We start from the raw sequence: 24,737 nt of genomic DNA, 5'->3' as shown, positions 1-24,737 counted from the left end.
CCAGCGATGCCGCCTTTCCTGACCCGTGGTGCGGGTAAAATCTAGCCGCCGCGAAGCAGGCTGAGGATGATTTGCGGCTGGGAGTTGGCAATCGAGAGCGCCTGGACACCCAGTTGCTGCTTGACCTGGAGGGCCTGCAATCTGGCCCCTTCGACCGCGAGGTCGGCATCGACAAGGTTGCCGACACCCTCGGTCAGCGAGTCCATCAACTTGCCGACAAAGCCGGAATGCGCGCCGATCTTCTTGAGGTCCGATCCGAGATTGGCCAGCGACTGGTTGACGTTGTCGAGGCTGGTCTTGATCTGGGAGACCAGATTGGTCGCCATTGTCACCGTGCCCAGGCTGGCGGAATTGGAAATCGTGATCACCGAACCGGACAGGCTGAGATTCTGCGTCTTCAGCGTCACCGAGCGTGACGCATCAGCGTCGGCGAGGAATTCGATCCCGCCGGCGATGGAGCCGTTGAGGATGTTGGCCCCGTCAAACTCGGCATTCTGGAGAATGACGTTGATCTGGTCGAGCAGGGCGCGGAAGTCGGCGTTGTAGGCTCCGCGCGAATACGTATCGATGGACGGGTCCATTGCCGCAGTGGCCTTCTCGCGCATCTGGACCAGCAGGTCCGAGATCGCTTCGCCGGCCGCCAGGGCGACATCCCCGATCGTGGTCGCCCGGTCGAGACTGGTCTGGACCGCGCCAAGCGCCTTGATGTCTGCGCGCATGTTCTGGGCGACGGCGTAGATCGCCGAATTGTCCTTCGCGCCGGAAATCTTCAGACCGGTATTGAGGCGGTTCTGAACGCCGGTCAGCTCATCATTGGTCTTGTTGAGGTTCTGCAGCGCGATCATCGCTGCGGTATTGGTGTGGATCGAGAGGGTCATGGCGGGGTCCCCTTGGGTGTCCTTCGAACATCCGCACACACATTTTGCGCGCGTTTGTCTGAGGAGAACGCAACCCGCATGCCGTCTGGGCAGAGAATATTTTCTCTATTAATTCAGTAAGTTGACAGAAAGCGACCTGCCCGGAGATCGCGGGCAGGCCAATTTTTGCCGGGTCCGCATCGTGCGTGCGGTCAATATCTGCCGAGGCGAATTTGCGTCCGCCTCAGGCTGTCTGGTCCAGCACCCCGGCCTGACGCGTACGGAGGTATTCACGCAGGTGCAGCAGGCTTTCCGTGGGCCACTGACGAACGACACTACCGGTATCGGTGTCGATCAGACGGTAAACGAAGGTGTCGGCACCGGAGTGCTTCTCGATAGCGAGACGCGATCCGGCAAAGACCTCCTCGGCGAGGCGGTCAATGGCCGCCTCAAGTTGCTCCTGTGAACGCGGATCCAGGGTCTGCGGCTCCGGTTCCGACTCCTTGCGGGACTGCGACCGGGCACCATGCTCGACCATTCTGTGCCCCGGTGAGAGCCGTTGTGGCGCTGACGCGGGCGAAAGCGCCGTTTCGATCAGCTCATTCATGTCTTCACGCCGGCGGGTACACCGCCGGTGCCTCCTTTGGGAGGATATCCTTGCCCGCCTCAATCAGGAGGAAGGCGTGACGGCGGGGGCGGAACCCCTTCAACCCCCGCCGCCGGATATCCGCCTTAGCGGAAGTAGCCCAGGATCGTGCTCGGTGCCGAATTGGCGATCGAGAGTGCCTGGATACCCAGTTGCTGCTTGACCTGGAGGGCTTGCAGGCGCGCGCTTTCCGTCGCGAGATCTGCATCCACCAGGTTTCCGATACCCTTGGTCAGGGCATCCGACAGCTTGCCAACGAACGACTTGTGGATTTCCAGCGATTTCGCACCGGTACCCAGACGCGCCAGCGACGCGTTCAGGTTATCCAGGGACGTGCCGATCTGGCTGACAATGTTGTCGGCCTGGGTCGCGGTCGTGAAGGCGGCGCTGGCCGACAGCGTGATCTTGCTGCCCGTCGCACCCAGCTTCAGGTTTTCGTCCGCAACCGAGATCGTGCTCGACCCGTCGGCATTGGCCAGAGCCGCGATGCCGGTGGTCGTGTTGTTGATCAGGTTGGTGCCGTTGAATTCGGCATTACTGACGATGGTCGTGATCTGGTCGCGCAGCGCCTTGAAGTCTTCGTTCAGGGCAGTCCGCGACGCGGTGTCGAGCGAAGAGTCAGCACCGGCAAGCGCCTTTTCCTTCATCTCGACCAGAATGTCGGAGATCGCTTCGCCAGCGGCGAGCGCGACATCGACCGTGGAGACCGCGAGATCAATGGAATTGCCGACCGCGGAATAGCCCGCGACATCGGCCCGCATCGACTGGGCGATGGCGAACACGCCGCCATTGTCCTTGGCCGAAGCGACTGCCAGACCCGTATTGATGCGGGCCTGGACCTGTTCCAGTTCACTGTTGGTCTTGGTCAGGTTCTGCAGGGCGATCATCGCACCCGCATTGGTGTTAATCGTAGCCATGTTCTTGGCCCTTTCCCGTTCTGGTTAGTCAAGGACGGCTTTTTGCCGGCCCGATCCGGTAGCGGCCCATCGGACCGCTACCGAATTCCGGTTCCGCGGTTAGCGGAAGTATCCGAGGATCGTCGACGGTGCCGAATTGGCGATCGAGAGCGCCTGGATACCCAGTTGTTGCTTGACCTGGAGGGCCTGCAGCCGTGCGCTTTCGGTGGCGAGATCCGCATCGACGAGGTTGCCGATACCCTTGGTCAGGGCGTCCGACAGCTTGCCAACGAAGGATTTGTGGATTTCCAGCGACTTCGACCCGGTGCCGAGACGCGCCAGCGACGAATTCAGGTTGTCGATGGAGGTGCCGATCTGGCCAGCAATCGTGCTGGCCTGGGTGGCGGTCGAGAAGGACGCGTTCGATGCGATCGTGACGATCGAACCGGACAGCGACAGATCCTCGTCCAGAACCGTGATCGTGCTCGACCCGTCAGCGTTGGCGAGAGCCTTGACGCTGTTGGTCGTGCCGTTGATCAGGTTCGTTCCGTTGAACTCGGCATTGGAAATGATGGTGTCGATCTGGTCGCGCAGCGCCTTGAAGTCTTCGTTCAGGGCAGTCCGCGAGGCCGTGTCGAGCGACGAATCCGCCGCCGCCAGGGCCTTTTCCTTCATTTCCACGAGAATGTCGGAAATGGCTTCGCCGGCAGCGAGCGCCACGTCCACCGTGGAAACGGCGAGATCGATGGAATTTCCGACCGCCGAATAGCCGGCGACGTCCGCCCGCATCGACTGGGCAATGGCAAAGACGCCGCCATTGTCCTTGGCCGAGGAGACCGCCAGACCCGTATTGATGCGGGCCTGGACCTGTTCCAGTTCGGCATTCGTCTTGGTGAGGTTTTGCAGGGCGATCATCGCCCCGGAATTGGTATTGATGGTAGCCATGTTCTTGGCCCTTTCCCGTTCTGGTTCATGACGCCGGCGTTTTGCCGGCCATAACCGGCGGCGGGGTCACCACCGCCGGTTCAGTGCCGCCGATTAGCGGAAGTATCCGAGGATCGTTGACGGTGCCGAGTTGGCGATCGAGAGCGCCTGGATACCCAGTTGCTGCTTGACCTGGAGAGCCTGCAGACGCGCGCTTTCCGTTGCCAGGTCGGCGTCGACGAGGTTGCCGATACCCTTGGTCAGGGCGTCCGACAGCTTGCCAACGAACGACTTGTGGATTTCCAGCGATTTCGCACCGGTACCCAGACGCGCCAGCGACGCATTCAGGTTGTCGAGCGATGTTCCGAGCTGGCTGGCAATCGTGTCAGCCGCACCGGCCGTCGCGAAGGACGACGTGGCAGAGATCGTGATCTTCGAACCGGTCAGCGAAAAATCTTCCGCCGCAACCGCGATCGTGCTGGACCCATCGGCATTGGCCAGCGCCGAGACGCCGCTGCCGCCGTTCTTGATCATGTTGGTGCCGTTGAATTCGGCATTCGACGCGATCTTGCCGATCTGGTCGCGCAGCGCCTTGAAGTCTTCATTCAGGGCGGTCCGCGAAGCCGTGTCGAGCGACGTATCCGCCGCCGCCAGGGCCTTTTCCTTCATTTCGATCAGCAGATCGGAGATGGCTTCACCGGCGGCCAGCGCAACGTCGACGCTGGACACGGCCAGATCGATGGAATTGCCGACAGCGGAATAGCCCGCGACGTCGGCCCGCATGGACTGGGCGATGGCAAAGATGCCGCCGTTGTCCTTGGCCGAGGAAACCGCAAGACCGGTATTGATACGGGCCTGTACCTGCTCAAGGTCCATATTGGTCTTGTTCAGGTTTTGAAGCGCGATCATCGCGCCCGCATTGGTATTGATCGTAGCCATTTTGGCTCAACTCCCTTTCTGGTCGTGTCACCGGCGTTTTGCCGGCCGGGGTCTTCTGACCCGTCTTTACGCGCAGCAAGGCCGGGGCCAGTTGGGCCGGTCCGATTGGGTTTTTTCGATTCACCTAGCCAGGCGGGCGATTTCGGCCCGGCAGTTTTTGCCGGGGGGTGCCGACCGGGAAAAATTTGCCGCTATGAACGCAAAAACGCCCGGCAGAATTTACCGGGCGGTCAAAAATTCCGGGCGGGGAAAACACCAAAATGTACCCACCCTCGTGTTACTTGAAAAAGAAGCGGGGCCGCCCCGGGTGGGAAGGCGGCCCCGTTTATCCTTACCGGAAGAAGGACAGTACGGCCTGGGGAGACTGATTGGCGATGCCCAGCGCCTGAATCCCCAGCTGCTGCTTGACTTGCAGCGCCTGGAGCTTGGCACTTTCCTTCGCCATATCGGCGTCCACCAGATTGCCGATACCCGTCGTAAGCGCATCGGACAGCTTGGTCACGAAGGCCGAATGGATCCCGAGGGATTTCGACTTGGTGCCCAAACGTGCGAGCGATGCGTTGACGTTGTCGAGCGTGGTTCCGAGCTGGCTGGCGATATTGTCGGCCTGCGTCGCCGTGGCGAAGGAGGCGTTGGACGCAATCGTCACCTGCGAGCCGGTGGAACCCAGCACGAAGTTCTCGTCAGCGACGGTGATGGTATTGGACCCGTCGGCATTCGCGAGCGCCGTGATCGACGCAATCGAATTGTCGAGAAGGTTTGACCCGTTGAACTCGGCATTGGCGACGATCACCTTGATCTGGTCACGCAAGGCCTTGAAGTCTTCGTTCAATGCGGTCCGCGACGCGGTGTCCAGGGACGTGTCCGCAGCGGCGAGCGCCTTCTCTTTCATCTCGATGATCAGATCGGAAATCGCCTCGCCAGCGGCAAGGGCGACGTCCACCGTCGAGATGGCCCGGTTCAGCGAATCTGTCACGGCCGAGTAGCCGCTCACATTCGACCGCATGCGTTGGGCGATGGCGAAAATGCCGCCATTGTCCTTCGCGCCGGCCACTTCCAGGCCGGTGTTGATGCGGTTCTGAACCATTTCGAGTTCCATGTTGGTCCGGTTCAGGTTCTGCAGCGCGATCATCGCGCCGGGGTTGGTGTTGACGGAATTCGTCATTGTTGGGGTTCCTCCGTTCTGGAAGCTCATGAAGACCGCGCTGTTGCGCCCGGTCCGGGGACGTTTTGTCCTAGGACGTCAGGCAGCAATCGGCGGGCCATGACCGCATGCGCAATCGACCAATCAAGACACTGAAATATTTATGGTTTTCACGGAGCCGCGAAAATGGAAAGCCCGGCAGTCAAAAACTGCCGGGCAAGAACCGCCACGGTGACATTTTCTGACCGGTAACGGACCGGACCCTAGCCGTGGGCCGCGACCGGCTCTTTTGCGAGCTGGGCCTGGGCTTCCAGCCCCTGCATGATCATGCGGTTGATCTCGATCAGCGTGTCGATATCGGCCCCGGACCGCAGCACGGCGGAGGAGTGTTTTGACACGAAGAGCGAGAGCGAGATGATCCCGGCGCGCAGCGCTTCAGGGAGCCCGTTATTGTCGTCGGAACAATCCAGCGCCAGCGTACTCCAGACGCGCCGGTTCCAGTCGAGCGCGTCGGCGCGGACCTTGATATCGTCTGCTTTCTCGCGCGCCGCCATGAGCGCCCGCGTTACCTGCGCGAACAACCGGTATTCGGTCGCGCGCGGGTTTTCGCTACGAGTCGTTGCTGTCTGATAAGCCTGAAGCGACACTTTTCAGCCTCTCATCTTCGTAATCGATCAGTTTCCGGCAACGGATGAGCGCTTTGTAGTACTCGCCCGCCATCACATCCCTGGAGACAGCGACACATTCCTGCATCGCGTCGGCGCTTCCGACGGCATTCATGAATTCGGTCATGCGAACCACGAATTCGTCGTATATCTTGGTGTCCTGCTTCTCTGACAGGTACATCATCATGATCGGGAAATAGATCCGGCGCGCAGGCGTCGTGACCTCGTTCTCGTGCATGATATCCTTTTCGCGAAGAACAGAGGCCTTGTTCTGAAGCACGAGCGTGGCCCGCCGGTCGCCATTCTGAAGAACGGCCCCGTTCAGGACAAATTTCTCGCCCGGTTTCAGTGACAGTTTAAGCGGCATGAATGCGCCTCTGATCCCCTCTCGCGGCAGGTCTTTGCCTGCCTGCATCCCGGCACGCTAGCGGAATGAGGGTGAAGAAAGCGTTTCGGCGAACAGACCAATTGCCGCAGGGCGTTAGCGCGGTGTTAAGCGAAGCAGGGCGCGATGCCCCGGATCATCCGCTCGCTGCGCCAATGCCGAAGGCCCATTCATGACCGAAGCTCCTCTCGCCGACCTCCTCGCCCAACCTGTCGAGGCCGCCCGATACAGCCTGAATGATGCGGCACGCGGGACAGGCGGGCCGGACATCGAGGCAGCCATCGACCGCAGTGGCGGCAAGGCGGCCAAAACGCTGCGCAAACAGGCCGCGGTTCTCATGCGTGCCTTGCGGCTGGTGCAGCAGGACGACCCCACGGCGGGAATCCGGCTGGCGCTGAAAGTGCTCGACAAGTCACCGGACAACGCGCTCGCCCTGCACATTACTGGCGTTGGTGCGGAACGGCTCGGGCGCCTGTCGGTCGCACTGAAATTCTACGAGCGTTCCTACCGGGCCGATCCGACCTCGCCGGACATCTACCAGTCGCTGGCCATGGTGGCGTGGAAACTCGGCATGCTGGAGGCGGCCGAGAAATTCCTGCGCCTCTTCTGCCAGATGCTGCCGGCCGAACCCAACGGACCAATTAATCTCGGCGGTGTGCTGCGCGACCAGGGCCGGTTCGAGGACGCGATCGAAGTGATCCGTGCTGGCATCTATGCCAAGCCCGACCATGCCGATCTGTGGAATGCGATGGGAACGGTCCTGATTGAATCCGGTGACCCCGCGCAAGCGCTAACCTTCTACCAGGAAGCGCTGCGGCTCGATCCCGCCTTCGGGCGCGCCCACAACAATATCGCCTTCGCGCTGGAATTGATGGGCGATCTCGACGCCTCGATCGAGGCCTTCGACCAGGCCCTGGAGAATGCCGCCAACCGCGAAGACCGGATCGTGATGACCCATGGCCGCTCGCTCGCCTATCTGGCGGCGGGGCGGCTGGAAGAAGGCTGGGACACGTACGATTCCCGCCTCGACCAGGACTATCCCGACGCGACCATGTTCGTGATGAAGGAAGCCTTCTGGGACGGGGCTGACCCGCGCGAACTGGCGGGCAAGAAACTCCTTCTCGTCGGTGAGCAGGGTCTGGGCGACGAGGTGATGTTCCTCAACGCCGCGCGCGACCTGATCCAGGCGATCGGTCCGGAGGGCAAACTCTATATTGCCAGCGAAGGCCGGCTTGTGCCGCTGATACAGCGGTCCTTCCCCGAGGCGGTCGTTGCCGCCCACGCGTCGGCGCGGACCGAGGGCCGCGATTTCCGGGTCGTCAAGGCGATGCGCGACGAACATGGCCCGTTCGACCTCTGGGCCCCTATGGGCAATGCTTTCCGGGCGTTCCGCCGCAAGGTCTCCGACTTCCCGGCCGAACCGGCCTTCCTGACCGCCGATTCCGGCGAACTGGCACGCTGGCAGAAGACGCTCGCCGGCATGGGGCCGGGTCTGAAAGTCGGGCTGCTCTGGAAGTCACTGAAGATGACGGCGAAGCGGAAGAAGAATTTCGCGGCCTTCGACCTCTGGGCCCCGATCCTGAAAACGCCGGGCGTGACCTTCGTCAATCTTCAGTATGGCGACGTGGCTGCAGAACTGGAGCAGGCCGAGCGCGATTTCGGCGTCAAAATCCACCAGCCCGAGGGAATAGATCTTAAAGACGAGCTCGACCGGGTTGCCGCCCTTGGCAAGGCGCTCGATTTCACGATTGGTCCCATGAACGCGACGATCAACTTGACTTGCGCGGTCGGGGGAGAAGCGTGGGTGACGGCATCGCACCGAGGTAGCTGGACAGCGTTCGGAGAAGATTACTATCCCGGCTACCCCAGTGCGCGGCTCTTCGCCGGTGAGGGATACGGCGACTGGAGAGGCGTCATGAGCCAGGTCGCGACGGCGCTTACCGAGCGGGTCAAAGCGGCCAAGGCAGCCTGACACACGGCTTTACGCCCCGGCTCACCGCCTTATTCTGGCCGGCCAGACGGACCCCGGACAGGAAGGCATCCCAACCCGATGAAATTTGAAGGTACCGACAGCTATGTCGCCGATGGCGAACTGCGCGCGGCGGTCAATGCCGCCATCGCGCTGGAACGCCCGCTGCTGATCAAGGGCGAGCCGGGCACCGGCAAGACCGAGCTGGCCCACCAGGTCGCCCGCGCCATTGGCGCGCCGCTGATCGAATGGCACGTCAAGTCAACGACCAAGGCCCAACAGGGTCTCTACGAGTATGACGCTGTGGCACGCCTGCGCGACAGCCAGCTGGGTGAGGAGCGCGTCCACGACATCACCAACTATATCCGTAAGGGCAAGCTGTGGGAGGCGTTCACGGCCGACGAACGCCCCATTCTTCTCATCGACGAGATCGACAAGGCCGATATCGAGTTTCCAAACGACCTCCTCCTGGAACTCGACCGGATGGAATTCCACGTCTACGAGACCGGCGAGACGGTCAAGGCCGCCAAACGCCCCATCGTTATCATCACGTCGAACAATGAGAAGGAATTGCCCGACGCCTTCCTGCGCCGGTGTTTCTTCCACTACATCGCCTTCCCCGACGAGGCGACGATGCGCGAAATCGTCGAGGTCCATTTCCCCAAGCTGAAAAGCCGCCTGCTCGCCGAAGCCCTGAAGTTGTTCTACGAGATCCGCGACGTGCCGGGTCTCAAGAAAAAGCCCTCGACCTCGGAACTGCTCGACTGGCTGAAGCTGCTGCTGGTGGAAGACATCGACCCTGCCCTTCTGGCCGAGCGGGACCCGCGCAAGCTGATCCCGCCGCTCCACGGTGCGCTTCTGAAGAACGAGCAGGACGTGATGCTGTTTGAAAAACTCGCCTTCATGGCGCGGCGCAATTCCGGCCCCGGCGGCCCGCAGGGACCGGGCGCGGCTTAGGCGCGTCAAACGTGACAACGGGGATTTTCGCGACTAGATATTTTGACGAGCCAGGGAGACGGCGATGATTCAGCGCGGCTAAACGCGCCTAGAGACGGGGCAACCCGAAGGCGCGATTTCAATTCTCAATTGAAACCTCCTTCACTGGAAAGGACGTCCCGTGCCGTCTTCACAATCGCAATCGCTCGACCCGCAAACGCTCCACCCCCTGCCCCACGCCCCGTCCATCGTTTTCCTCAAACCCTTGCTGGAAAACGAGCCGAAAATGTCGGCCGGGGACTACAGCTATTTCCACTCCTTCGAGGACCCGGAGGACTTCCGGTCGAACGTGAAATACGCGTTCGATTTCATCGACGACCGGCTGGAGATCGGGAAATTCTGCTCGGTCGCCCACGGGGCGAGCTTTGTCCTGAATGGCGGCAATCACTTTGCCGACCGGCTGTCGAGCTTCCCCTTCCCGATTTTTGGCGAGGCGTTCGGGGGGCCCGACCCCGGCCCGTGGCCGAACAAGGGCGGCATCACGATTGGCCATGATGTCTGGGTCGGCTGGGACGCGACCATCCTGCCCGGTGTCACGGTCGGGCATGGCGCGATTATCGCGGCCAAGTCCGTCGTCGCGTCGGACGTGCCGCCCTATGCGATCATCGCGGGCAATCCGGGCAAAGTGGCCAAATACCGCCTGCCCGAGGCCGACATCGCCGCCATGCTGGACCTGGCCTGGTGGGACTGGCCGGTCGAGCGCATCGCGCAGGCCTCCGATGCACTGATGAAGGCCGATGTTCAGGCGCTCTCCATGTTCGCGCCGGGCTGACCGGTTTAGGCTGGCCGGCATGACCAAGATGCTGCGCGCCATACCCGTCCTGCCATCCACGAATGTCGCCGAGAGCCTGGCCTTTGTGCGCGACACGCTCGGCTTCAAATGCTGGACCTGGGATGATCCGCCGACCTATGGCGGGGCGGCGCTGGACGGCGCGGAGCTGCACTTCTCCTCGACCGACCGCAAGGAGATCTGCGCGTGGACGTCCTGCCGGGTTGATGTCGACGACGTGCAGGCGATCTATGAGCGGGCCAAGGCGGCCGGGGTCGTTCATCCCAATGGCGATCTCGGCGACAAGCCCTGGGGCTATCGCGAATTTGCGGTCCTCGACCCCGCCGGGATCCTGATCACCTTCGGTCAGGATATCGACGAAAAAGACTGAGCCCGGAACTGGCGCGCCCGTCGGGCGTTTCCCTCGCGAACCCTCCCCCAACGCGAAGGACGCGACCCCATGAGCAATATTTTCGAGCGCATCAAGCAAGACCATGACAAGGCCCGCGAACTGATCAGCCAGATCGAGGATACAACCGACCGCGCGGCCAAGAAGCGCCAGGAATTGTTCGACAAGTTCAAGATCGACCTCTGGGCCCACAACAAGGTCGAGGAAGCGACCTTCTATTCCCGCCTGGAGTCCAAGGGGGACGAGGACGAGTCCCTGGAAGCAAAGAACGAACACCACATGGTGAATTCACTTCTCGAGGAACTCGACACCATGCCCAAGGCCAACAAAGAGTGGGGCCAGAAATTCCATGCCCTGGCTGAATTGCTCGAACACCACATGGACGAGGAGGAAGACGAATTCTTCGAACTCGCCCGCAAGGACCTGACCGAGGAGGAAGCGGAAGACCTGGGCCGGCGCTTCGACGCCCGCAAAAAGGTCGTGATGCCGGCGCTGACGCCGGTCGACTGAATCCAATCAGGTCATGCTTGACGAAACCGTCAGATGGGCGGCGGCGATCTCCGGGATTGTCGCCGCCCTCATGATCGCCGGCCGGTTCGGCGGACGGATTACCGGCTGGGGATTCGCGCTTTTCACCCTCTCCTCAATTGCCTGGATCACGGCGGGATGGCTCGACGACACCTGGAGCCTGATGGTCCAGAACCTGGTTCTCTTCGGCATCAACCTGCTCGGGGTCTGGCGCTGGCTGATCAAGCATGAGGGCTAGCAGATCCACACGCGAATTCCGCTGGTGTACGACCCGGCCGTATGCTGAATTGCCGGGGCTTTACCTTGCAGGAGCCAAACCATGCTCGTGGGGCTGATAGCGGTCGCGCAGCTGTTCAATTGTTCCGATTTCTCGACAGACCAGATCGCCCATCCAGGCCAGCTCGCGGCCGCACGCGACGCCCTGGCCGAACACTATGGTGCCGCCAACGGCCCGGAGACGCGCAATGCGGATTGCCTGGCCCGGGCCGCCTATGACAGCGCGCGCACGGACCTCGAACGCGCCGCTGCGCTTCAGGTCCGCATGCAGGTCGCCATCCGGCTCGACGACTGGCTGACACTGGCCGGGATCGTGGAGGAAGGCCTGGCCTTGACCGCTGGCTCATCACCCGAAGCAGCCGCCCTGCGCCAGCAATTCCATACCGGGGCCAGCTTCCTTGCCAGGGCGACCGGCGATGAAAGCCTCGCCCGGCGCGCAGCAGACGAGGCACTTCATGCCTCAGCCCTCGCCGAACCCGACAGTTGGGACATTTACGAGCACGCTTATCTGCATCGGGCGACAGGGCTGGTGTGCGCCTCGACCGGCACGGCCCGTCTCGTCTCACTGGAATCGCCCTTCCCCCATCATGTCCGGTGCGACTACCGGATGGATGATCGCGTTCATCTGCGTACCGAAGCCCTTGTTGACAGCGACAGCAATCCCGACGCAGAGGACAATCTTCTCAGCTGGCGGCTGACGGGCGAAGCAACAGACGGTCCCTATACCGCGCAGATCGGTGGCTTGCCGGTCCGGTTCCGGACCTATCCGGATTTCTATCCTAATGCCCCGGTCAGTGTGCGCAGCGGACGCGCCGGCGCGACGGTCTTCGCCATCATCGCCGAGCCGGAGACACCGCCGGATGATACCACCCAGTCCGCGATCAGCGATTTCGCACGCCACTTAGTCGAAGGATTGATCGCCGGCCACACGCCCGCCGGACCGGATCCGGACGTTCACGCCTTCGCCCTGCAAGCGGCCCATGACCGGTATCGGGACGCGCTGCGTGGCGTCTCGCCCGGCCTCGCCCTGCGTCAGGCCAGCGGATTTGCCCGTGTCGCGGCGGAGACTGCGCCAGACGCGGACGGCCGCCTGGCGGCCGAGCAGATCGCGGCGGATATTGCCGCCTTCACCGAAAGGGAATCCGGCCAGGGTGAGGGGCTGCCCCCGCGGGATTGAATGACACGGCTGCGGGGCTAGTCTGAACCAAAGGACCAAGCCCCATGCTCCACCGCTTCTTCTCCACCCTGCGCGACGCGAAAATCCCGGTCACGACCCGGGAATACCTGACCCTGCTCGAGGCGCTGGAAAAGGGCGCGGTGGCCCCCGACATCGACCATTTCTACTCGGTGAGCCGGACGATTCTCGTGAAGGACGAGCGCGACTTCGACAAGTTCGACGCAGTCTTCGGCCACGTTTTCCAGGGCGTTGAAGCCCTCACTGCCCTCTTCGAAGAGAAGGACATCCCCGAGGAGTGGCTGCGCGCGGCGATGGAAGCCCTGTTAAGCCCGGAAGAAATGGCGGCGATGGAAGCGCTGCCCTTCGAAGAACTGATGGAGACGCTGAAGCAGCGCCTCGAGGAGCAGGAGAAACGTCACGAGGGCGGCAAGAAATGGATCGGGACCGGCGGCACCTCGCCCTTCGGGCATTCGGGCTACAACCCGGCCGGCGTGCGTATTGGCGGACAGTCACGCAACAGGCGCGCGGTGAAAGTGTGGGAACAGCGCCGCTACAAGGACCTCGACGGAGACCGCCAGCTCGGAACCCGCAATCTGAAGGTCGCGCTGCGCCGCCTGCGCAAATTCGCCCGCGACAGCGCGCACGAGGAGCTCGACCTCTCCGGCACGATCAGCGCCACGGCGCGCCAGGGCTGGCTCGACGTGCAGATGCGCAAGGAAAAGCGCAACGCCATCAAGGTGCTCGCGCTCTTCGACGTTGGCGGATCAATGGACCCTTATGTGCGGACCTGTGAAGAGCTGTTCTCGGCGGCCCGCTCGACCTTCAAGAATCTCGACTATTTCTACTTTCACAACTGCGTCTACGAGGGCGTGTGGAAGTCAAACCTGCGCCGCCGGGCCGAGACCGTGCCGACGATGGACCTGCTGCACAAATACCCGCGCGACTGGAAAATTGTGCTCGTCGGCGATGCGGCGATGGCCCCTTACGAAATCACCCATGCCGGCGGCTCGGTGGAGGGCTGGAATGAGGAGGCCGGCTCGGTCTGGCTCAAACGCCTCGTCGAAGCCTACCCCTCGCTCGTCTGGCTTAATCCCGAACCGGAAAAATGGTGGGACAATACCTACTCGATCCGCCTTATCCGCGAGATCATCGGCCCGCACCGCATGTTCCCGCTGACGCTCGACGGTGTCGACGCGGCGATGAAGGAGCTGGGTCGGTAGGCCGGCGGCGTTGGCGTCCGCCGGCCCTGCCCAGCCAGGCTACTGGCGCGCCAGCATGAAGGAGTCGATCATCGACTCGTCGCCGAAAACGACGCCGATCACTTCGGTTTCATGACCTCCGATGGTCTCGGTCACGACCGCCGCGTGACCGGTATAGACCCCTGCCAGCAGGCAGCCCCCGCCCGACAGCGTCAGGGAAACCGTCATCAGGTTGAAGCCGGCCTGGGGCTGGGACAGTGTTCCGTCCACTTGGCAGAGCAGGCCCGGCAGGCTGACCGTCAGGCCGCCCGCAGCGGTCAGCGCGACATTGCCCAGATCGGCAGGCTCCGCATTGCCGTCGCGGTAGAGGAAGTCATACTGATCCGCCAGATCGGCAAGCGTCACCGTCCGCAGCGAATCCGGGCTGTAGACCGCCCGGATCCGGCGGCGCAGCGTGGCGTGCGGCTCGACCGTGGCGCGCAGACCGGTGCGGTGGCTCCAGACGCCAGAGACCGGGTAGGGCGGGATCTCGCCCGTCTCGATGTCGAACGCTTCGACGAGGCTGCCCTGCAGCGCCGGTTGCGGCAGCGCAGCGGCGTCGGCAGTGATCATGCCCTGCAATCCGTAATCCCCGGCATAGGTCTCGTAACGGACGCGGTCGGCATCCCCGGACACACCCCCCTGCGGGTCGATCGCGAGCCGGCCGACAATCCGGTCGCCATGGTCCAGACCGTTGCCATCGACAACCAGAGTCCACAGCCCGGCAGGCATTTGCCCGGCGGCCGGATCAGCCTGCGGACCAGGGAAGGTCGCTGCGACACTGGTTCGCCCGCGCACAACATGCTCGGCATCGGAAAACACGACATCGGTCCGCAGAACGTCGGCATACAGCGGGATACCCGCCCCGAGACCGATCGCCCGGACGACGAAGAAGGCCGGCTCGCTGCCCATGGTCACGGTCACGCTGGACGCCCGCGGGCCAAGGCATTGCGACTGGGCATCGGTCTGGCAGATGTCGTACCGCACCGGCATGTCCAGCAGCCCCGATACCGGCCGCACCGTGACCGGAGCCGGACCGGCGCCGATATTGACCGCCGACACGGTGAACGCGGCAAAACCGTCAGGCGCATTACCCCGCGCCACGCCGTCCCCGGAGAGGGTCGCGGCAACGGCGATGATGTCCGGCGCAAAGGCACGGCTCGAGAGTTCGAATGTCGTGACGCCGCGGACATAGGCCCCTCGCACACCGTCATCACACAGGAAGTCGATAATCACGGGCAGCGAGTCAAAGGACTGGGACGGCGTCAGGCTGAACAGGTAGTTCTGCGTTGAACCGGGCGCGATGTCCGCTGGCGTGTTCGCTGTCCCCGTCAGCGCATTGGCCGGACTGGTCGTCTGGTAGGCCAAGGCGACAGGCAGTGAACCGTCCATCAGCGCCGGTCGGCAACCGGTTGCCATCTGACTGCCGGAATTGACGATGGACGCGAAGGCGGTTGCCGGTTGGCCTACCGTGGTGGTGCGGGCCGTTGGCAGAATGGCCGCCGAAATCGACGTCTGGGCCTGGGCCTGGGCCGAAAGCGCCACGATCATGGCGAAAACGGCTGAGTACAGTGATGCGCGCATATAAGCTCCTTGCAGCGATTAACCGGAGCGCCCTTCACTATACTTCGATTTTTGAGTCAATCGGGATTCTGGCGAGTCTATTGAAAATGTAATGTATATAAACCAGCGATGAACGCGGGATGTGCATTGAATTTATTTTTGGCCGCGCTCGCGCCCTGTCCCAGTATTTTTTAGCAATGCTAAATATTGCATGACCCCAGACATCGCCGCCAAACAATGCCGGCCAGTCATCCCGGCCGCGGATGGGGCTTCCGAGCAAAACGAATTCAAGATCAGCATTGGGCGGTGCCGGAGGGACCACCTGGAGTCATGTTTGGAGTCGGCCTACAAGACAATGGCGCTGTCAGGCTGCTGCCAAGGAGGCCGAGCCAAGGACTGGTCAACAACTCAGCCGACAGACCGGTCTTGTCATGGAAACTGGGCATCCGGGACGAGGGCGATCTGAACGATGGCGTTCTGGTTCCCGAATATCATCGCCAGGCCATTGGTAATGCCATTGTCGGGATCATCCATCTGGGCGGCATGACCGCTATACATTGACGCAAACTGGCAAGCCCCGGTCAGGGTCATGTTGACGAAGAAGATGTTCTTGCCGGCCTGAACCTGGGTCATGTCTCCTGTTGCCTGACAGATATTGGCGCTCTGGTCGCTGACCGTGCCGGACAACTGGCCTTGCGCATCAATCGTGATGTCACCGATATCGCGCGGAGTTCCGCCGTCTTCATCAACCAGATCATAGGTTCCCGCGATCCCGGCCTGGGTCACCGCCCGGTCGGTCAGCTGGTCATAGACAGCCCGGATACGCCGTGTCTGGTTATTCGCCAGCTGTGGCCCTGACAGGTCTGGTCCGTCGGTGGCGGGGACCGTCAGATTGCCTCGCACGACGGTCTGCGGACCCCATATCCCGTTGAAGTCATAGCTGACGGCGGGGTTATTGTCGTTGATGTCGAAGACCGATCCGGTGAAGGTGGGCGGCGTGGCACCGCTGTCCGCACCAACCTCGCCAAAGAAGCCGTATTCAGATCCGTTGGCCCCCAGTATCTCGACATTGGCAAACGCTGTCAGTCCGCCACCGCCATCAATGACGATCATGCCTTCACCGATCTCGCCGAAACCTGCGGCCGGTCCACTGACGTCCATATTCCAGATGCCAACCGGCATGGTGTCGTTCTGGCCGACGCTGGGGCCGGTCACGATTGCGGCAACGCTGGTCCGGCCGCGCTGGGTCTCGTCCTGACTTTCAAAGACGACATTGACCCGGACGATATCGGGAAAGAAGGGCACGCCCGCCCCCTGCCCCAGAGCCCGCACGACAAAGTATGAGGGCTGGTCGCCGATTTGCGCGCTGACACTGGTGCCGCGCGGCCCGATGCACTGGCTGAGATTATTGGCCTCGCAGATATCGTAGAGCAGAGGCAGGTCGAGCCCGCCTGCTTCGGGATAGACGCGGATGGTTGCCTGGTTGTTTCCGGCTGAGGGGCTGGACAGGTCCCCGGCAGGCGGGTCACCGGATCCGATATTCACGGCCGATACGGCAAACGGGATGAAGCCATTGGGGGTCGTGATGCGGGCGACGCCGTCACCGGAAATCGTCGAGGCAATGGCCAGGATGTCGGGCGAATTGGGATCAGATGACAGAATGAAATCCGTCAGCCCGGGGCGGTAGGTGCCCCGCACGCCGTTGTCGCAGACAAAATCGATCACCGCCGCCTGGCCGCTGAAGACCGAGTTCGGCGTCAGCGAAAACAGGTAGTTCTGCGTCTCTCCGGCAGGGATGTTGGCAGGAGTATTCGGCGTCCCTGACAGTGCATTCGCCGGCGTGGTGGTCTGATAGCTGAAGGCCGCATCGACGGCACCGGGTCCGCAATTGAAGCATTCCGGGCGGCAGTTGTCGGCCTGGGCGTCGCCGCCATTGGCGATGGCCGCAAACGCCGTCGCCGGTGTTCCAACGCCCGTTGATCGTGCCGAAGGCAGTATCGAGCCGGAAATGCTCGCCTGGGCATGAACTGTAGCCGGAGCCGCAAACAGAATTGCAGCCGCAATGAGTGCAGAACGCATGATGTCAAATCCCCCACAAGCTTTCGGCCACTCTAACTTACGATAGCAAAATGACAATCCAGAGACAGCCGCGGACCAGCATTGTACAGGGGCGTTGCGGCTATTCGTTGGTCCGGACCGCCACGCTTGTTCCGCCCCGGCTGACATTGCCCCCGTCCTGGAACAGCAGGAAGATGCGATAGCGTTCCGGTGCAAACTGGATCGGTCCCCGCGCCCGCAACCGGACCGCGAAGGTCTTGATCTCATTGGCTCCGAACGTCACCGGCAGACGGTTCAGACGATCCGTAACGCACTGCCCCGTGGCGGGATTGGTCTCGCAGATATCGGCTTCGATGGGCAGGCTGACCGGGCCGAGATCAGCCCGTACGATCACGTCACCCGCCGCGCCGATATTGACCGCCGAAACCGCGAAAACGCCGCGCCCGCCATTGCTGGGCAGATCCGTGACACCGGGTGTACCCAGCGTCGCCGCCACCGAGACGATATCCGGGGTCGCCGTCGGCCCGCTGGAGATCAGCGCCGAATTCACACCTGCACCGCGCGGGGACGGATCGGAATTGGCACAATCGGCGACCACGAAATTCTCGGACCCTGACACCGTGCCGGCAAAGGCCGCCGAAAACACGAAGGTCGAGAAGGCGCCCGGTCCGGTCGTGAATGTCGGATTGTCACCGCCCAGAGGCGTATTCGTGGCCGGGTCGGTCGCACGGTAGCTGAACGTCGCCGGACTGGCATTGCCCGCACTGTCCTGAAGCGCGAGCGTGCAGCCGGTCGCGGTGTCGGTTCCGGAATTGATCACCGTCGCGAACGCTGTCGCGGCCGCGCCGCCCGATACCGAGCGCGCATAGGGCAGAACGGCGGCGGCAAGCCGGGCGGACGGCGTATCACGATCCTCGACTGTGACTGTCCAGCTTTGTTCGTGAACGAGGTCCGTGCCCGGATCATTGCGGACAAGCGCCGTGTCGTCGCGCAATGTCGCCGTCACGGTGTGTTGTCCCGGCCCAAAGGCGGACGCGATGAAGGCGTAACGGGTCCCGTCAGCAAAGAAGCCGATACCGTCGGCGGATGGACCTTCGACCCCGCTGTCAGCGGCGGCCGGTGCCTGGACTACCTGCCCATTGACCCGCCAGGTCAAGCCAAAGGCGGTCCCGGTTATGGTCTTCGGGATGGCGGTGAAGCGGATACGCCCGTCACGCGGTACCGAGACCGCGCCGGCAGGCGGATTGACCGCATCGAACCCCGAGGCCGTGCGGTGGAAGACGCGCACGAACTGCTCGGAATTGATCGGGTCCATCGGCCGGTTCAGTGACCGCATCAGCGAGTCATAGGTCGGCCGCCACACGCCGGTGGAGCAATAGTGCCCGCCCTCATACATGCCCGGCACGCTGGGCGTCGTGCCCGTGGTCGGCACCGGTGTTCCGGCATCGATCCACATCGTCCAGGGGCTGGCCGCGCGCGTCGACTGGGCGCTGGTGTTGATCTCGCCCGGCGGACCGTAAAGGCCGGGCTGCTGGGCGCAGATATTGGCGTCCTCGTATTCATCGTTCAGCGAGGCATAGCTGTGGCCGATCTCGTGCTCGAACACGCTGCCCGCCGCCGGGTGCAGGGTCGTCGTGGCGAAGTACCCGCCCCCGCCGCCATAGGTCTGCGAATTGGCAACGATCAGCCGGATATGAAAGTTGATGTCCGGGTCGGCGGCAGTCAGCGCAGCGGATCCGCGCGCATTGTCCGCGCACAACAGCCTGTCGATCGAGAAACACCCCAGGACGGATCGCAAGACGGTGTCAACGGTCGTGGACGGGGTGCTGACACCGCTTTCGTTCGAGACCAGTTCCAGGCGGTAGACATTGATGTAGTCGGCATAGCGCACATAGGGCGAGGACCCGAGCAGCAGGTCGCGGAATGTGTCCGCCGCAGTCCGGAAACTGTCCATCTCACCAGCCGTAAAACCGTCGGCCATGATGACGTAGTTGATCCGCGTATCGGGATCACCGGTGAGATGTATGGGCACCAGCGTCTGTGCCGACGCCGCTGGGACCGCGAGCGCCAGGGCAGCCAGGCTCGCGAGCGCGCGGATCATTGCGCGTCCTCCGCCTCGCTGATCCGGAAATCGCCCAGCCGGCGGCGGCCGTCCGGCTCTTCGGGAACGTCCAGCCGGTCATAAACGACAACGCGCTCGGCCTCGGCAGGCAGGGCAACGAGGATATCGAGCACCTGGGTATCATCGACAAAGGACCGGTTCGAGCCGGTCTCGTGGCTGCCGTCCGGATTCCAGCCCTCATAGCGGACGAAACGCGGATCTCGGACAAACACCGTGGCGATCACAGCGCCGTCAGCCGCGAGCGCATCAACGCGGACCACCTCACCCGGCCAGCCGGTCGGCCCGTCCAAAACCGGATCGGGACGTGCCGAATCCCGGAAGGGTTCAGCGGTCGCGCCGTCATTGGATATCTCGATCAGCACATTGCGCAGGCGCGGCTCTTCCGGACCATCATGGGCGACACGGAGGAAGACCGGGTCGGCACGCAGCGCGCGGGCTGCCGCCTCATCACCGTCCAGCAGGACCACGCCCCCGGCGGGGTCCGCGCCGCGGATATCGGCGGTCACACCGCGCAGGGTCGCATGGACGTGATCGACGAGCGCCGCTTCTGTCGCAAACCGTCCGGGTTCGACCTCGACCCGGATCGGGTCCGCGGCAGTGGAAGTGCTGGCAAGGCTCCCGGCCAGCAAGCCCAGTACCGCTCCTGTCTTTATCCCGCGTGCCATGTGTTCCCCCCATTCGCGTATTGGTGGCAATCATTGGACCGCGAGGCGCGCCCGCGCGTCAATGCAAAGGGGGAAATTCCTTAATTTAATCCGCGGGCCTGGCGCGGGCCCGCAGCCAGGCGGCAATCGCCCATGCGGCGGCATCATCGCGAACCCGGCGCTGGGCCTTGACCGGATCGAGCCAGACCAGCTCGTGGTCGTCCTCGGCCTTGCCTTCGGGCGCTTTCTTGCGAATCTCGACCTCGAAATAGCTCGACCGGTTGAAGCGCCGGTCGCCATCGGGTTTGACCAGGTACTGCCGTGTGCGGGCGACCAGTTCGCCGACCTTGATCTTGAGGCCGGTCTCCTCGGCATATTCGCGTATAAGGGCGCGCTTGATGGTCTCGCCCTTCTCCTGCATGCCGCCCGGCAAGTCCCAGCGCACATAGCTGGGGCGGGTGATCTTCACACAGGCGATCTGCCCGTCCTCATTGGCCGCGATGCCGAACGCACACGGGCGTTTCGTATACGGCTTTCCGGGCAGTTTCTTGCCGAAAGTCGGGGCCGGCAGCTTGGTCATCGGCTCAGGGTTCGCTGCCGGGCGCGAGCGTGACCGGCAGGCCGTCGAGATCGGGACGCATCAGGATCTGGCAGGACAGGCGTGAATTGCCCATCACCTCGAAGGCTTCGTCGAGACGGTCTTCCTCCTCCTCGTTGGGAGGTGCCAGTTTCGGTAACCAGGCTGGATCAACATAGACGTGACAGGTCGCGCAGGCCGCCGCACCGCCGCACTCGGCCTTGATGGGCAGGCCGTGGTCGCGAATGATCTCCATCACCCGCCAACCATCCAGCGCCGCGAGCTTGTGGGTTTCACCCTCGCGGGTGGTGACGATCAGGGTGCGTTCCTCGCCCACGGGATCAGGCCTCGACCATCAGATCGTCCCCAATGGGATCAAGCCCGAGCTCGCGTTCCACCCGGTGCACCCAGGCCCGGACGGCGGGAAATTCGTCGAGGTCAAATCCAGCCTCCGGCGCGGTCCGCGTATAGGCCACAAGTGCCAGGTCGGCGAGCGTCAGCCCCTCTCCGACGAAGAATTCCCGCGCCATCAGCCGCATTTCCATGACGCCCAACGCCCGGCGGCCCTTGTTCATCAGATAGGGATCGATTTCCGATTCCGGCTTCTTCAGGATCACCTTCTGGAACCGGCGCACGGCAATGGCCGGTTCGTGACTATACTGCTCCCAGAACATCCATTCGAGCATCTTGGCCCGGTCGAACGCGTCTTCGGGGATCAGGTCGGAGCCTTCGGCCAGATAGAGCATGATCGCCCCGGACTGGGCCAGGACACGCCCGTCCTCGCGCACCAGACACGGCACCTGGCCTGCCGGGTTGATCGCCAGAAAATCAGCCGTCCGGGTAAAGCCCGACGTGATGTCGACCTCGATCCAGTCGAAATCCACACCCATGCGCTCGGCGACCCAGCGTACTTTCTGGCAGTTTCCGCTTCGGCTATCCCCATACACGGTTACGGACATGAATCACTCCATCGCGTTGCAAGCGGGAGCCTAGCGCCCGTTTACTTCACGCCCAACCGTTTCTGGAGTTCGCTGGACGAGGTCGTGTACTGGAAGCGCAGTTTCGCGTCCGGGCGGCAGATGCGGAAAGCGGCCTGCGCCATCAACGCGGCTTCGTGGAAGCCCGACAGGATCAGTTTCAGCTTGCCGGGATACCAGTTGATGTCACCCACCGCGAAAATGCCGGACGTGGAGGTCTCGAACTTCTCGGTATCCACCGGGATCAGGTTTTCATGCAGGTTGAGGCCGAATTCCGCGACCGGGCCCAGCTTCATCGTGAGGCCGTAGAACGCCAGCAGCGCATCAGCTTCGAGAACATCTTCACCGGTGTCGCTGCGCAGGCGCACGCCGGTCAGCTGTCCATCCCCGCCTTCCAGACCGGCGATCTGGCCGACACGGAACTCCATCTCGCCGGCCTCGACCCGGGCCAGCATCTTGTTGACGCTATCCGGCGCAGCGCGGAATTCCGGGCGGCGGTGAATCAATGTCACCGACTTTGCAACCGGCAACAGGTTCAGCGTCCAGTCGAGGGCCGAGTCTCCGCCCCCGGCAATGACGAGGCGCTTGTCGCGGAACGCCTCCATCTTGCGCACGGCATAAAAGACCGACTGGTCTTCATAGGCCTCGATACCGGGAATCGGCGGCTTTTTCGGCTGGAAGGATCCGCCACCCGCCGAAATCACCACGACCGGGGCGATCAGCACCGTGCCGGCATCGGTGGTCAACTGCCAGCGGTCATCGGCGCGCTTTTCCAGCGCGACGGCCATTTGCGACAGGTGAAAGACCGGGTCGAAGGGCGCAATCTGCTCTATCAGCCGGTCGGTCAGTTCCTGGCCGGTGACCACGGGAAGCGCGGGAATGTCGTAGATCGGCTTTTCCGGGTAGAGCTCGGCGCACTGCCCGCCCGGGCGGTCGAGGATGTCCACCAGGTGTGTCTTCAGGTCGAGCAGTCCCAGTTCGAACACATTGAACAGGCCGCACGGCCCCGCGCCGACGACGATGACATCGGTTTCATGGGTCGCGCCGGGCTCGGCGATTTGGGGCTCGGTGGGCATGGGGATGGTCCGTCCGGCAGTCGGCAATGACAGGTCTGCGGCGCACTGCCGCTTTCGGCCCGGCGCGCGGTCCGCATATAAGGGAGGAATGCCGCCTGCTCCACCCCCATGGCCCAAAGGACTTCAGATGCATTATGACGCACCGGCCGCGCCCGAGGACTGCACCACGATGGCGGACGTCCGCGCCGGGGTCGACGCACTCGACCGCCAGCTCGTCGAGCTGATCGCGGAACGCGCGCGCTACATGGAAGCGGCAGCCCGCATCAAGCCCTCGCGCGACGTCGTTCGGGACGAAGCCCGGATCGAGGATGTCCTGACCAAGGTGTGCGCCAGCGCCGACGCGGCGGGCCTGTCACGGTCCATTGCCGAGCCGGTCTGGCGCGAGCTGGTTGAACGCTCGATCGCCTATGAGTTTGAAGTCTGGGATGCGACGCGCGGCTAGGCGTTCAGAGTCGCCTCGATCGCGGCAAAAGCGTCCTCGCAGGCGCGGCGGACGTCGGCGCAGGCAGCCGGCCAGCTGACCGGCCCGGCCTCTTCGGCGCGCTGACACGCCTCGCCCAGGGCAAACGCCCCGACACCCCGTGCCGCGCCTTTCAGCGTGTGGGCTGCCGCCTTCCAGGCTACGGGATCCTCAGCAGCCTCCATGGCCGCCAGACACCGGTCCGCCTGTTCCCGCAGCAGTCCGGCAAGCTCGGCTTCGAGCGCGCTATCCCCGCCGGTATACTGGGCCAGGTGGGCCGTGTCGAAGACGGGCGCGGGCCGGGATTGAAGAGACTCGCTCATGCGATTCCCGTAGCATCCATGCGTTACGAGAATCCTTATCGGCGCTGCAGCCGGCCGCCCGTTTCCGATGTCTCAACTTTTCCCGTGCCCGGCGTATCCCGCTCCAGGTCCGATTTCACATTGGCCAGCACATCAACCGCACGCGCGGCGTGGGGCCCAATCCACCGGTCGTGGATGTCCTTGATCGGCAAGGCATTGAGATAATTCCAGCGCTTACGCCCCTGCCGTCTGACAATGACCAGCCCAGCCGCCTCCAGCACGCCGAGATGCTGCATCACCGCATAGCGGCTGAGATCGGGAAACAGGCGGCACAGCGCTCCGGTCGTTTGCGGATCATCCCGCAGGCTGTCGAGAATATCCCGCCGGACATCGGACGCCAGCGCCTTGAATATCCTGTCGTTTTCTTCGCGTCTTGACATGTTATATTTTTATAACATTATTGATCGCGAGGCAAGGAGGTGTGTCATGGATCTGAAGTTTTCCGTGTCGGGCCGGATTTCGCGTCCGGTTGACGAGGTGTTCGAGGCCGTGGCCGACCCGGCCAAGCTGTCGGGCTATTTCACCACGGGCGGTGCCAAGGGGCGTCTCGAGACCGGCGCGACCGTAATGTGGGAATTCCACGATTATCCCGGCGCGTTTCCGGTGAAGATCATCGAGGTCGAGCCGAACCGGAAAATCATCCTGGAATGGCAGGCCAACGACACCGATCCGGTTGATCCGTCGGATGGCCCCTCACCTTATGATACGACCGTGACGCTGACATTCGAGCCGATCGATGAGGGCCGCCGCACGCTCGTCACGATCGCCGAAGAAGGCTGGCGGCCGACCGAAGCCGGCCGAAAATCCTCTTACGGGAATTGCATGGGCTGGTCGCAAATGCTGTGCGCCATGAAGGCGTGGGTGGAACACGGCCTCAACATCCGTGAAGGCATGTACAAGTAGCGTCCTGCCCTCTTGCTTTTGCGGAATTCAGGCGTATGTTCCGCCACCCTTCGCTTGAAGCGAAGCCGGATCACATCCGATATCCGGGGCGCCTATAGCTCAGTTGGTAGAGCAGCTGACTCTTAATCAGCGGGTCCAAGGTTCGAATCCTTGTGGGCGCACCAATTTCCAGCGAAT

The 24,737-nt window shown here is 62.9% G+C and carries 28 protein-coding genes and 1 tRNA gene; 11 read left to right on the top strand and 18 right to left on the bottom strand.

What is annotated here, in order from left to right; all coding sequences use genetic code 11:
* Positions 1-41: 41 nt before the first annotated feature.
* From V0U35_RS10085 to flbT, 8 genes are all read right to left on the bottom strand, one after another.
* Complete coding sequence (locus V0U35_RS10085; RefSeq protein WP_330196588.1) at positions 42-878, bottom strand: flagellin; 837 nt, start codon at positions 876-878, stop codon at positions 42-44.
* 223 nt (positions 879-1,101) lie between these two features.
* On the bottom strand, positions 1,102-1,464 hold the full coding sequence (locus V0U35_RS10080) for a flagellar protein FlaG (RefSeq protein WP_330196587.1): 363 nt from the start codon (positions 1,462-1,464) through the stop codon (positions 1,102-1,104).
* 125 nt (positions 1,465-1,589) lie between these two features.
* Positions 1,590-2,420 carry a flagellin gene (locus V0U35_RS10075; protein WP_330196586.1) on the bottom strand — a complete coding sequence of 277 codons (831 nt, stop codon included), beginning with the start codon at positions 2,418-2,420 and terminating at the stop codon, positions 1,590-1,592.
* A 99-nt stretch (positions 2,421-2,519) separates the two neighbouring features.
* Positions 2,520-3,344, bottom strand: coding sequence for a flagellin (locus tag V0U35_RS10070; RefSeq protein WP_330196585.1), 825 nt, complete (start codon positions 3,342-3,344; stop codon positions 2,520-2,522).
* A 93-nt stretch (positions 3,345-3,437) separates the two neighbouring features.
* Positions 3,438-4,262, bottom strand: coding sequence for a flagellin (locus V0U35_RS10065; protein ID WP_330196584.1), 825 nt, complete (start codon positions 4,260-4,262; stop codon positions 3,438-3,440).
* A gap of 331 nt (positions 4,263-4,593) precedes the next feature.
* Positions 4,594-5,427, bottom strand: coding sequence for a flagellin (locus V0U35_RS10060; RefSeq protein ID WP_330196582.1), 834 nt, complete (start codon positions 5,425-5,427; stop codon positions 4,594-4,596).
* A gap of 242 nt (positions 5,428-5,669) precedes the next feature.
* Positions 5,670-6,053: a flagellar biosynthesis regulator FlaF gene (flaF, locus tag V0U35_RS10055; protein ID WP_330196581.1), complete on the bottom strand. Its 384-nt coding sequence runs from the start codon at positions 6,051-6,053 to the stop codon at positions 5,670-5,672.
* Entirely contained in the window at positions 6,016-6,438 is a 423-nt protein-coding gene (gene flbT, locus V0U35_RS10050; RefSeq protein ID WP_330196580.1) for a flagellar biosynthesis repressor FlbT, read from the bottom strand. The genes flaF and flbT overlap by 38 nt, the downstream gene beginning before the upstream one ends.
* Positions 6,439-6,628: 190 nt before the next feature.
* Here flbT and V0U35_RS10045 point away from each other — a divergent pair, with 190 nt between their 5' ends.
* From V0U35_RS10045 to V0U35_RS10010, 8 genes are all read left to right on the top strand, one after another.
* Positions 6,629-8,428 carry a tetratricopeptide repeat protein gene (locus V0U35_RS10045; RefSeq protein WP_330196579.1) on the top strand — a complete coding sequence of 600 codons (1,800 nt, stop codon included), beginning with the start codon at positions 6,629-6,631 and terminating at the stop codon, positions 8,426-8,428.
* A 78-nt stretch (positions 8,429-8,506) separates the two neighbouring features.
* Positions 8,507-9,382, top strand: coding sequence for an AAA family ATPase (locus V0U35_RS10040; RefSeq protein ID WP_330196578.1), 876 nt, complete (start codon positions 8,507-8,509; stop codon positions 9,380-9,382).
* Between the two features lie 160 nt (positions 9,383-9,542).
* Positions 9,543-10,193, top strand: a complete 651-nt coding sequence (locus V0U35_RS10035; RefSeq protein WP_330196577.1) for a CatB-related O-acetyltransferase — start codon at positions 9,543-9,545, stop codon at positions 10,191-10,193.
* A 19-nt stretch (positions 10,194-10,212) separates the two neighbouring features.
* Entirely contained in the window at positions 10,213-10,581 is a 369-nt protein-coding gene (locus V0U35_RS10030; protein ID WP_330196576.1) for a bleomycin resistance protein, read from the top strand.
* A gap of 69 nt (positions 10,582-10,650) precedes the next feature.
* Entirely contained in the window at positions 10,651-11,109 is a 459-nt protein-coding gene (locus V0U35_RS10025; protein ID WP_330196575.1) for a hemerythrin domain-containing protein, read from the top strand.
* Between the two features lie 13 nt (positions 11,110-11,122).
* On the top strand, positions 11,123-11,365 hold the full coding sequence (locus V0U35_RS10020) for a hypothetical protein (RefSeq protein WP_330196574.1): 243 nt from the start codon (positions 11,123-11,125) through the stop codon (positions 11,363-11,365).
* A gap of 81 nt (positions 11,366-11,446) precedes the next feature.
* Entirely contained in the window at positions 11,447-12,580 is a 1,134-nt protein-coding gene (locus V0U35_RS10015; protein WP_330196573.1) for a hypothetical protein, read from the top strand.
* A 44-nt stretch (positions 12,581-12,624) separates the two neighbouring features.
* Positions 12,625-13,800, top strand: a complete 1,176-nt coding sequence (locus V0U35_RS10010) for a vWA domain-containing protein (protein ID WP_330196572.1) — start codon at positions 12,625-12,627, stop codon at positions 13,798-13,800.
* Between the two features lie 39 nt (positions 13,801-13,839).
* Here V0U35_RS10010 and V0U35_RS10005 read toward each other — a convergent pair whose 3' ends face one another.
* From V0U35_RS10005 to V0U35_RS09970, 8 genes are all read right to left on the bottom strand, one after another.
* Positions 13,840-15,402 (bottom strand): hypothetical protein, encoded by a 1,563-nt coding sequence (locus tag V0U35_RS10005; RefSeq protein ID WP_330196571.1) that lies wholly within the window; start codon positions 15,400-15,402, stop codon positions 13,840-13,842.
* A gap of 408 nt (positions 15,403-15,810) precedes the next feature.
* Positions 15,811-17,460, bottom strand: coding sequence for a hypothetical protein (locus V0U35_RS10000; protein ID WP_330196570.1), 1,650 nt, complete (start codon positions 17,458-17,460; stop codon positions 15,811-15,813).
* A 100-nt stretch (positions 17,461-17,560) separates the two neighbouring features.
* On the bottom strand, positions 17,561-19,540 hold the full coding sequence (locus V0U35_RS09995; RefSeq protein ID WP_330196569.1) for a M64 family metallopeptidase: 1,980 nt from the start codon (positions 19,538-19,540) through the stop codon (positions 17,561-17,563).
* Complete coding sequence (locus V0U35_RS09990; RefSeq protein WP_330196568.1) at positions 19,537-20,226, bottom strand: hypothetical protein; 690 nt, start codon at positions 20,224-20,226, stop codon at positions 19,537-19,539. Before V0U35_RS09990 ends, V0U35_RS09995 begins: the two co-directional genes overlap by 4 nt.
* A gap of 85 nt (positions 20,227-20,311) precedes the next feature.
* A complete protein-coding gene (locus V0U35_RS09985) occupies positions 20,312-20,785 on the bottom strand; it encodes an NUDIX domain-containing protein (RefSeq protein WP_330196567.1) in 474 nt (157 codons plus the stop codon).
* A 4-nt stretch (positions 20,786-20,789) separates the two neighbouring features.
* Positions 20,790-21,119, bottom strand: a complete 330-nt coding sequence (locus V0U35_RS09980) for a 2Fe-2S iron-sulfur cluster-binding protein (protein ID WP_330196566.1) — start codon at positions 21,117-21,119, stop codon at positions 20,790-20,792.
* Between the two features lie 4 nt (positions 21,120-21,123).
* Positions 21,124-21,741 (bottom strand): glutathione S-transferase family protein, encoded by a 618-nt coding sequence (locus tag V0U35_RS09975; protein WP_330196564.1) that lies wholly within the window; start codon positions 21,739-21,741, stop codon positions 21,124-21,126.
* Between the two features lie 41 nt (positions 21,742-21,782).
* Positions 21,783-22,835 carry an NAD(P)/FAD-dependent oxidoreductase gene (locus tag V0U35_RS09970; RefSeq protein ID WP_330196563.1) on the bottom strand — a complete coding sequence of 351 codons (1,053 nt, stop codon included), beginning with the start codon at positions 22,833-22,835 and terminating at the stop codon, positions 21,783-21,785.
* A 127-nt stretch (positions 22,836-22,962) separates the two neighbouring features.
* Between V0U35_RS09970 and V0U35_RS09965 the strand changes: the two genes are divergently transcribed.
* Positions 22,963-23,277 carry a chorismate mutase gene (locus V0U35_RS09965; RefSeq protein ID WP_330196562.1) on the top strand — a complete coding sequence of 105 codons (315 nt, stop codon included), beginning with the start codon at positions 22,963-22,965 and terminating at the stop codon, positions 23,275-23,277.
* Here the strand turns inward: V0U35_RS09965 and V0U35_RS09960 are convergent.
* Entirely contained in the window at positions 23,274-23,618 is a 345-nt protein-coding gene (locus V0U35_RS09960) for an Hpt domain-containing protein (RefSeq protein WP_330196561.1), read from the bottom strand. The two genes, V0U35_RS09965 and V0U35_RS09960, sit on opposite strands and share 4 nt — an antisense overlap.
* A 35-nt stretch (positions 23,619-23,653) precedes the next feature.
* Entirely contained in the window at positions 23,654-24,037 is a 384-nt protein-coding gene (locus V0U35_RS09955; RefSeq protein ID WP_330196560.1) for an ArsR/SmtB family transcription factor, read from the bottom strand.
* A gap of 46 nt (positions 24,038-24,083) precedes the next feature.
* Here V0U35_RS09955 and V0U35_RS09950 point away from each other — a divergent pair, with 46 nt between their 5' ends.
* Positions 24,084-24,560, top strand: a complete 477-nt coding sequence (locus V0U35_RS09950; protein WP_330196559.1) for an SRPBCC family protein — start codon at positions 24,084-24,086, stop codon at positions 24,558-24,560.
* A gap of 88 nt (positions 24,561-24,648) precedes the next feature.
* A tRNA-Lys gene (locus tag V0U35_RS09945) sits at positions 24,649-24,724 on the top strand.
* Positions 24,725-24,737 lie beyond the last annotated feature (13 nt).

This window comes from Hyphobacterium marinum, from assembly GCF_036330325.1.
In the GTDB taxonomy this organism is placed as follows: domain Bacteria; phylum Pseudomonadota; class Alphaproteobacteria; order Caulobacterales; family Maricaulaceae; genus Hyphobacterium; species Hyphobacterium marinum.
Note: the sequence above shows the minus strand (reverse complement) of the source record. Positions and strands in the feature narration are given on the sequence as shown.

Bases quoted from the DNA above. Each gene is read 5' to 3' on its own strand.
- V0U35_RS10085 (WP_330196588.1), bottom strand. From the start codon at position 878: ATGACCCTCTCGATCCACACCAATACCGCAGCGATGATCGCGCTGCAG.
- V0U35_RS10080 (WP_330196587.1), bottom strand. From the start codon at position 1,464: ATGAATGAGCTGATCGAAACGGCGCTTTCGCCCGCGTCAGCGCCACAA.
- V0U35_RS10075 (WP_330196586.1), bottom strand. From the start codon at position 2,420: ATGGCTACGATTAACACCAATGCGGGTGCGATGATCGCCCTGCAGAAC.
- V0U35_RS10070 (WP_330196585.1), bottom strand. From the start codon at position 3,344: ATGGCTACCATCAATACCAATTCCGGGGCGATGATCGCCCTGCAAAAC.
- V0U35_RS10065 (WP_330196584.1), bottom strand. From the start codon at position 4,262: ATGGCTACGATCAATACCAATGCGGGCGCGATGATCGCGCTTCAAAAC.
- V0U35_RS10060 (WP_330196582.1), bottom strand. From the start codon at position 5,427: ATGACGAATTCCGTCAACACCAACCCCGGCGCGATGATCGCGCTGCAG.
- flbT (WP_330196580.1), bottom strand. From the start codon at position 6,438: ATGCCGCTTAAACTGTCACTGAAACCGGGCGAGAAATTTGTCCTGAAC.
- V0U35_RS10045 (WP_330196579.1), top strand. From the start codon at position 6,629: ATGACCGAAGCTCCTCTCGCCGACCTCCTCGCCCAACCTGTCGAGGCC.
- V0U35_RS10040 (WP_330196578.1), top strand. From the start codon at position 8,507: ATGAAATTTGAAGGTACCGACAGCTATGTCGCCGATGGCGAACTGCGC.
- V0U35_RS10030 (WP_330196576.1), top strand. From the start codon at position 10,213: ATGACCAAGATGCTGCGCGCCATACCCGTCCTGCCATCCACGAATGTC.
- V0U35_RS10025 (WP_330196575.1), top strand. From the start codon at position 10,651: ATGAGCAATATTTTCGAGCGCATCAAGCAAGACCATGACAAGGCCCGC.
- V0U35_RS10020 (WP_330196574.1), top strand. From the start codon at position 11,123: ATGCTTGACGAAACCGTCAGATGGGCGGCGGCGATCTCCGGGATTGTC.
- V0U35_RS10015 (WP_330196573.1), top strand. From the start codon at position 11,447: ATGCTCGTGGGGCTGATAGCGGTCGCGCAGCTGTTCAATTGTTCCGAT.
- V0U35_RS10010 (WP_330196572.1), top strand. From the start codon at position 12,625: ATGCTCCACCGCTTCTTCTCCACCCTGCGCGACGCGAAAATCCCGGTC.
- V0U35_RS10005 (WP_330196571.1), bottom strand. From the start codon at position 15,402: ATGCGCGCATCACTGTACTCAGCCGTTTTCGCCATGATCGTGGCGCTT.
- V0U35_RS10000 (WP_330196570.1), bottom strand. From the start codon at position 17,460: ATGCGTTCTGCACTCATTGCGGCTGCAATTCTGTTTGCGGCTCCGGCT.
- V0U35_RS09995 (WP_330196569.1), bottom strand. From the start codon at position 19,540: ATGATCCGCGCGCTCGCGAGCCTGGCTGCCCTGGCGCTCGCGGTCCCA.
- V0U35_RS09990 (WP_330196568.1), bottom strand. From the start codon at position 20,226: ATGGCACGCGGGATAAAGACAGGAGCGGTACTGGGCTTGCTGGCCGGG.
- V0U35_RS09985 (WP_330196567.1), bottom strand. From the start codon at position 20,785: ATGACCAAGCTGCCGGCCCCGACTTTCGGCAAGAAACTGCCCGGAAAG.
- V0U35_RS09975 (WP_330196564.1), bottom strand. From the start codon at position 21,741: ATGTCCGTAACCGTGTATGGGGATAGCCGAAGCGGAAACTGCCAGAAA.
- V0U35_RS09970 (WP_330196563.1), bottom strand. From the start codon at position 22,835: ATGCCCACCGAGCCCCAAATCGCCGAGCCCGGCGCGACCCATGAAACC.
- V0U35_RS09965 (WP_330196562.1), top strand. From the start codon at position 22,963: ATGCATTATGACGCACCGGCCGCGCCCGAGGACTGCACCACGATGGCG.
- V0U35_RS09960 (WP_330196561.1), bottom strand. From the start codon at position 23,618: ATGAGCGAGTCTCTTCAATCCCGGCCCGCGCCCGTCTTCGACACGGCC.
- V0U35_RS09955 (WP_330196560.1), bottom strand. From the start codon at position 24,037: ATGTCAAGACGCGAAGAAAACGACAGGATATTCAAGGCGCTGGCGTCC.
- V0U35_RS09950 (WP_330196559.1), top strand. From the start codon at position 24,084: ATGGATCTGAAGTTTTCCGTGTCGGGCCGGATTTCGCGTCCGGTTGAC.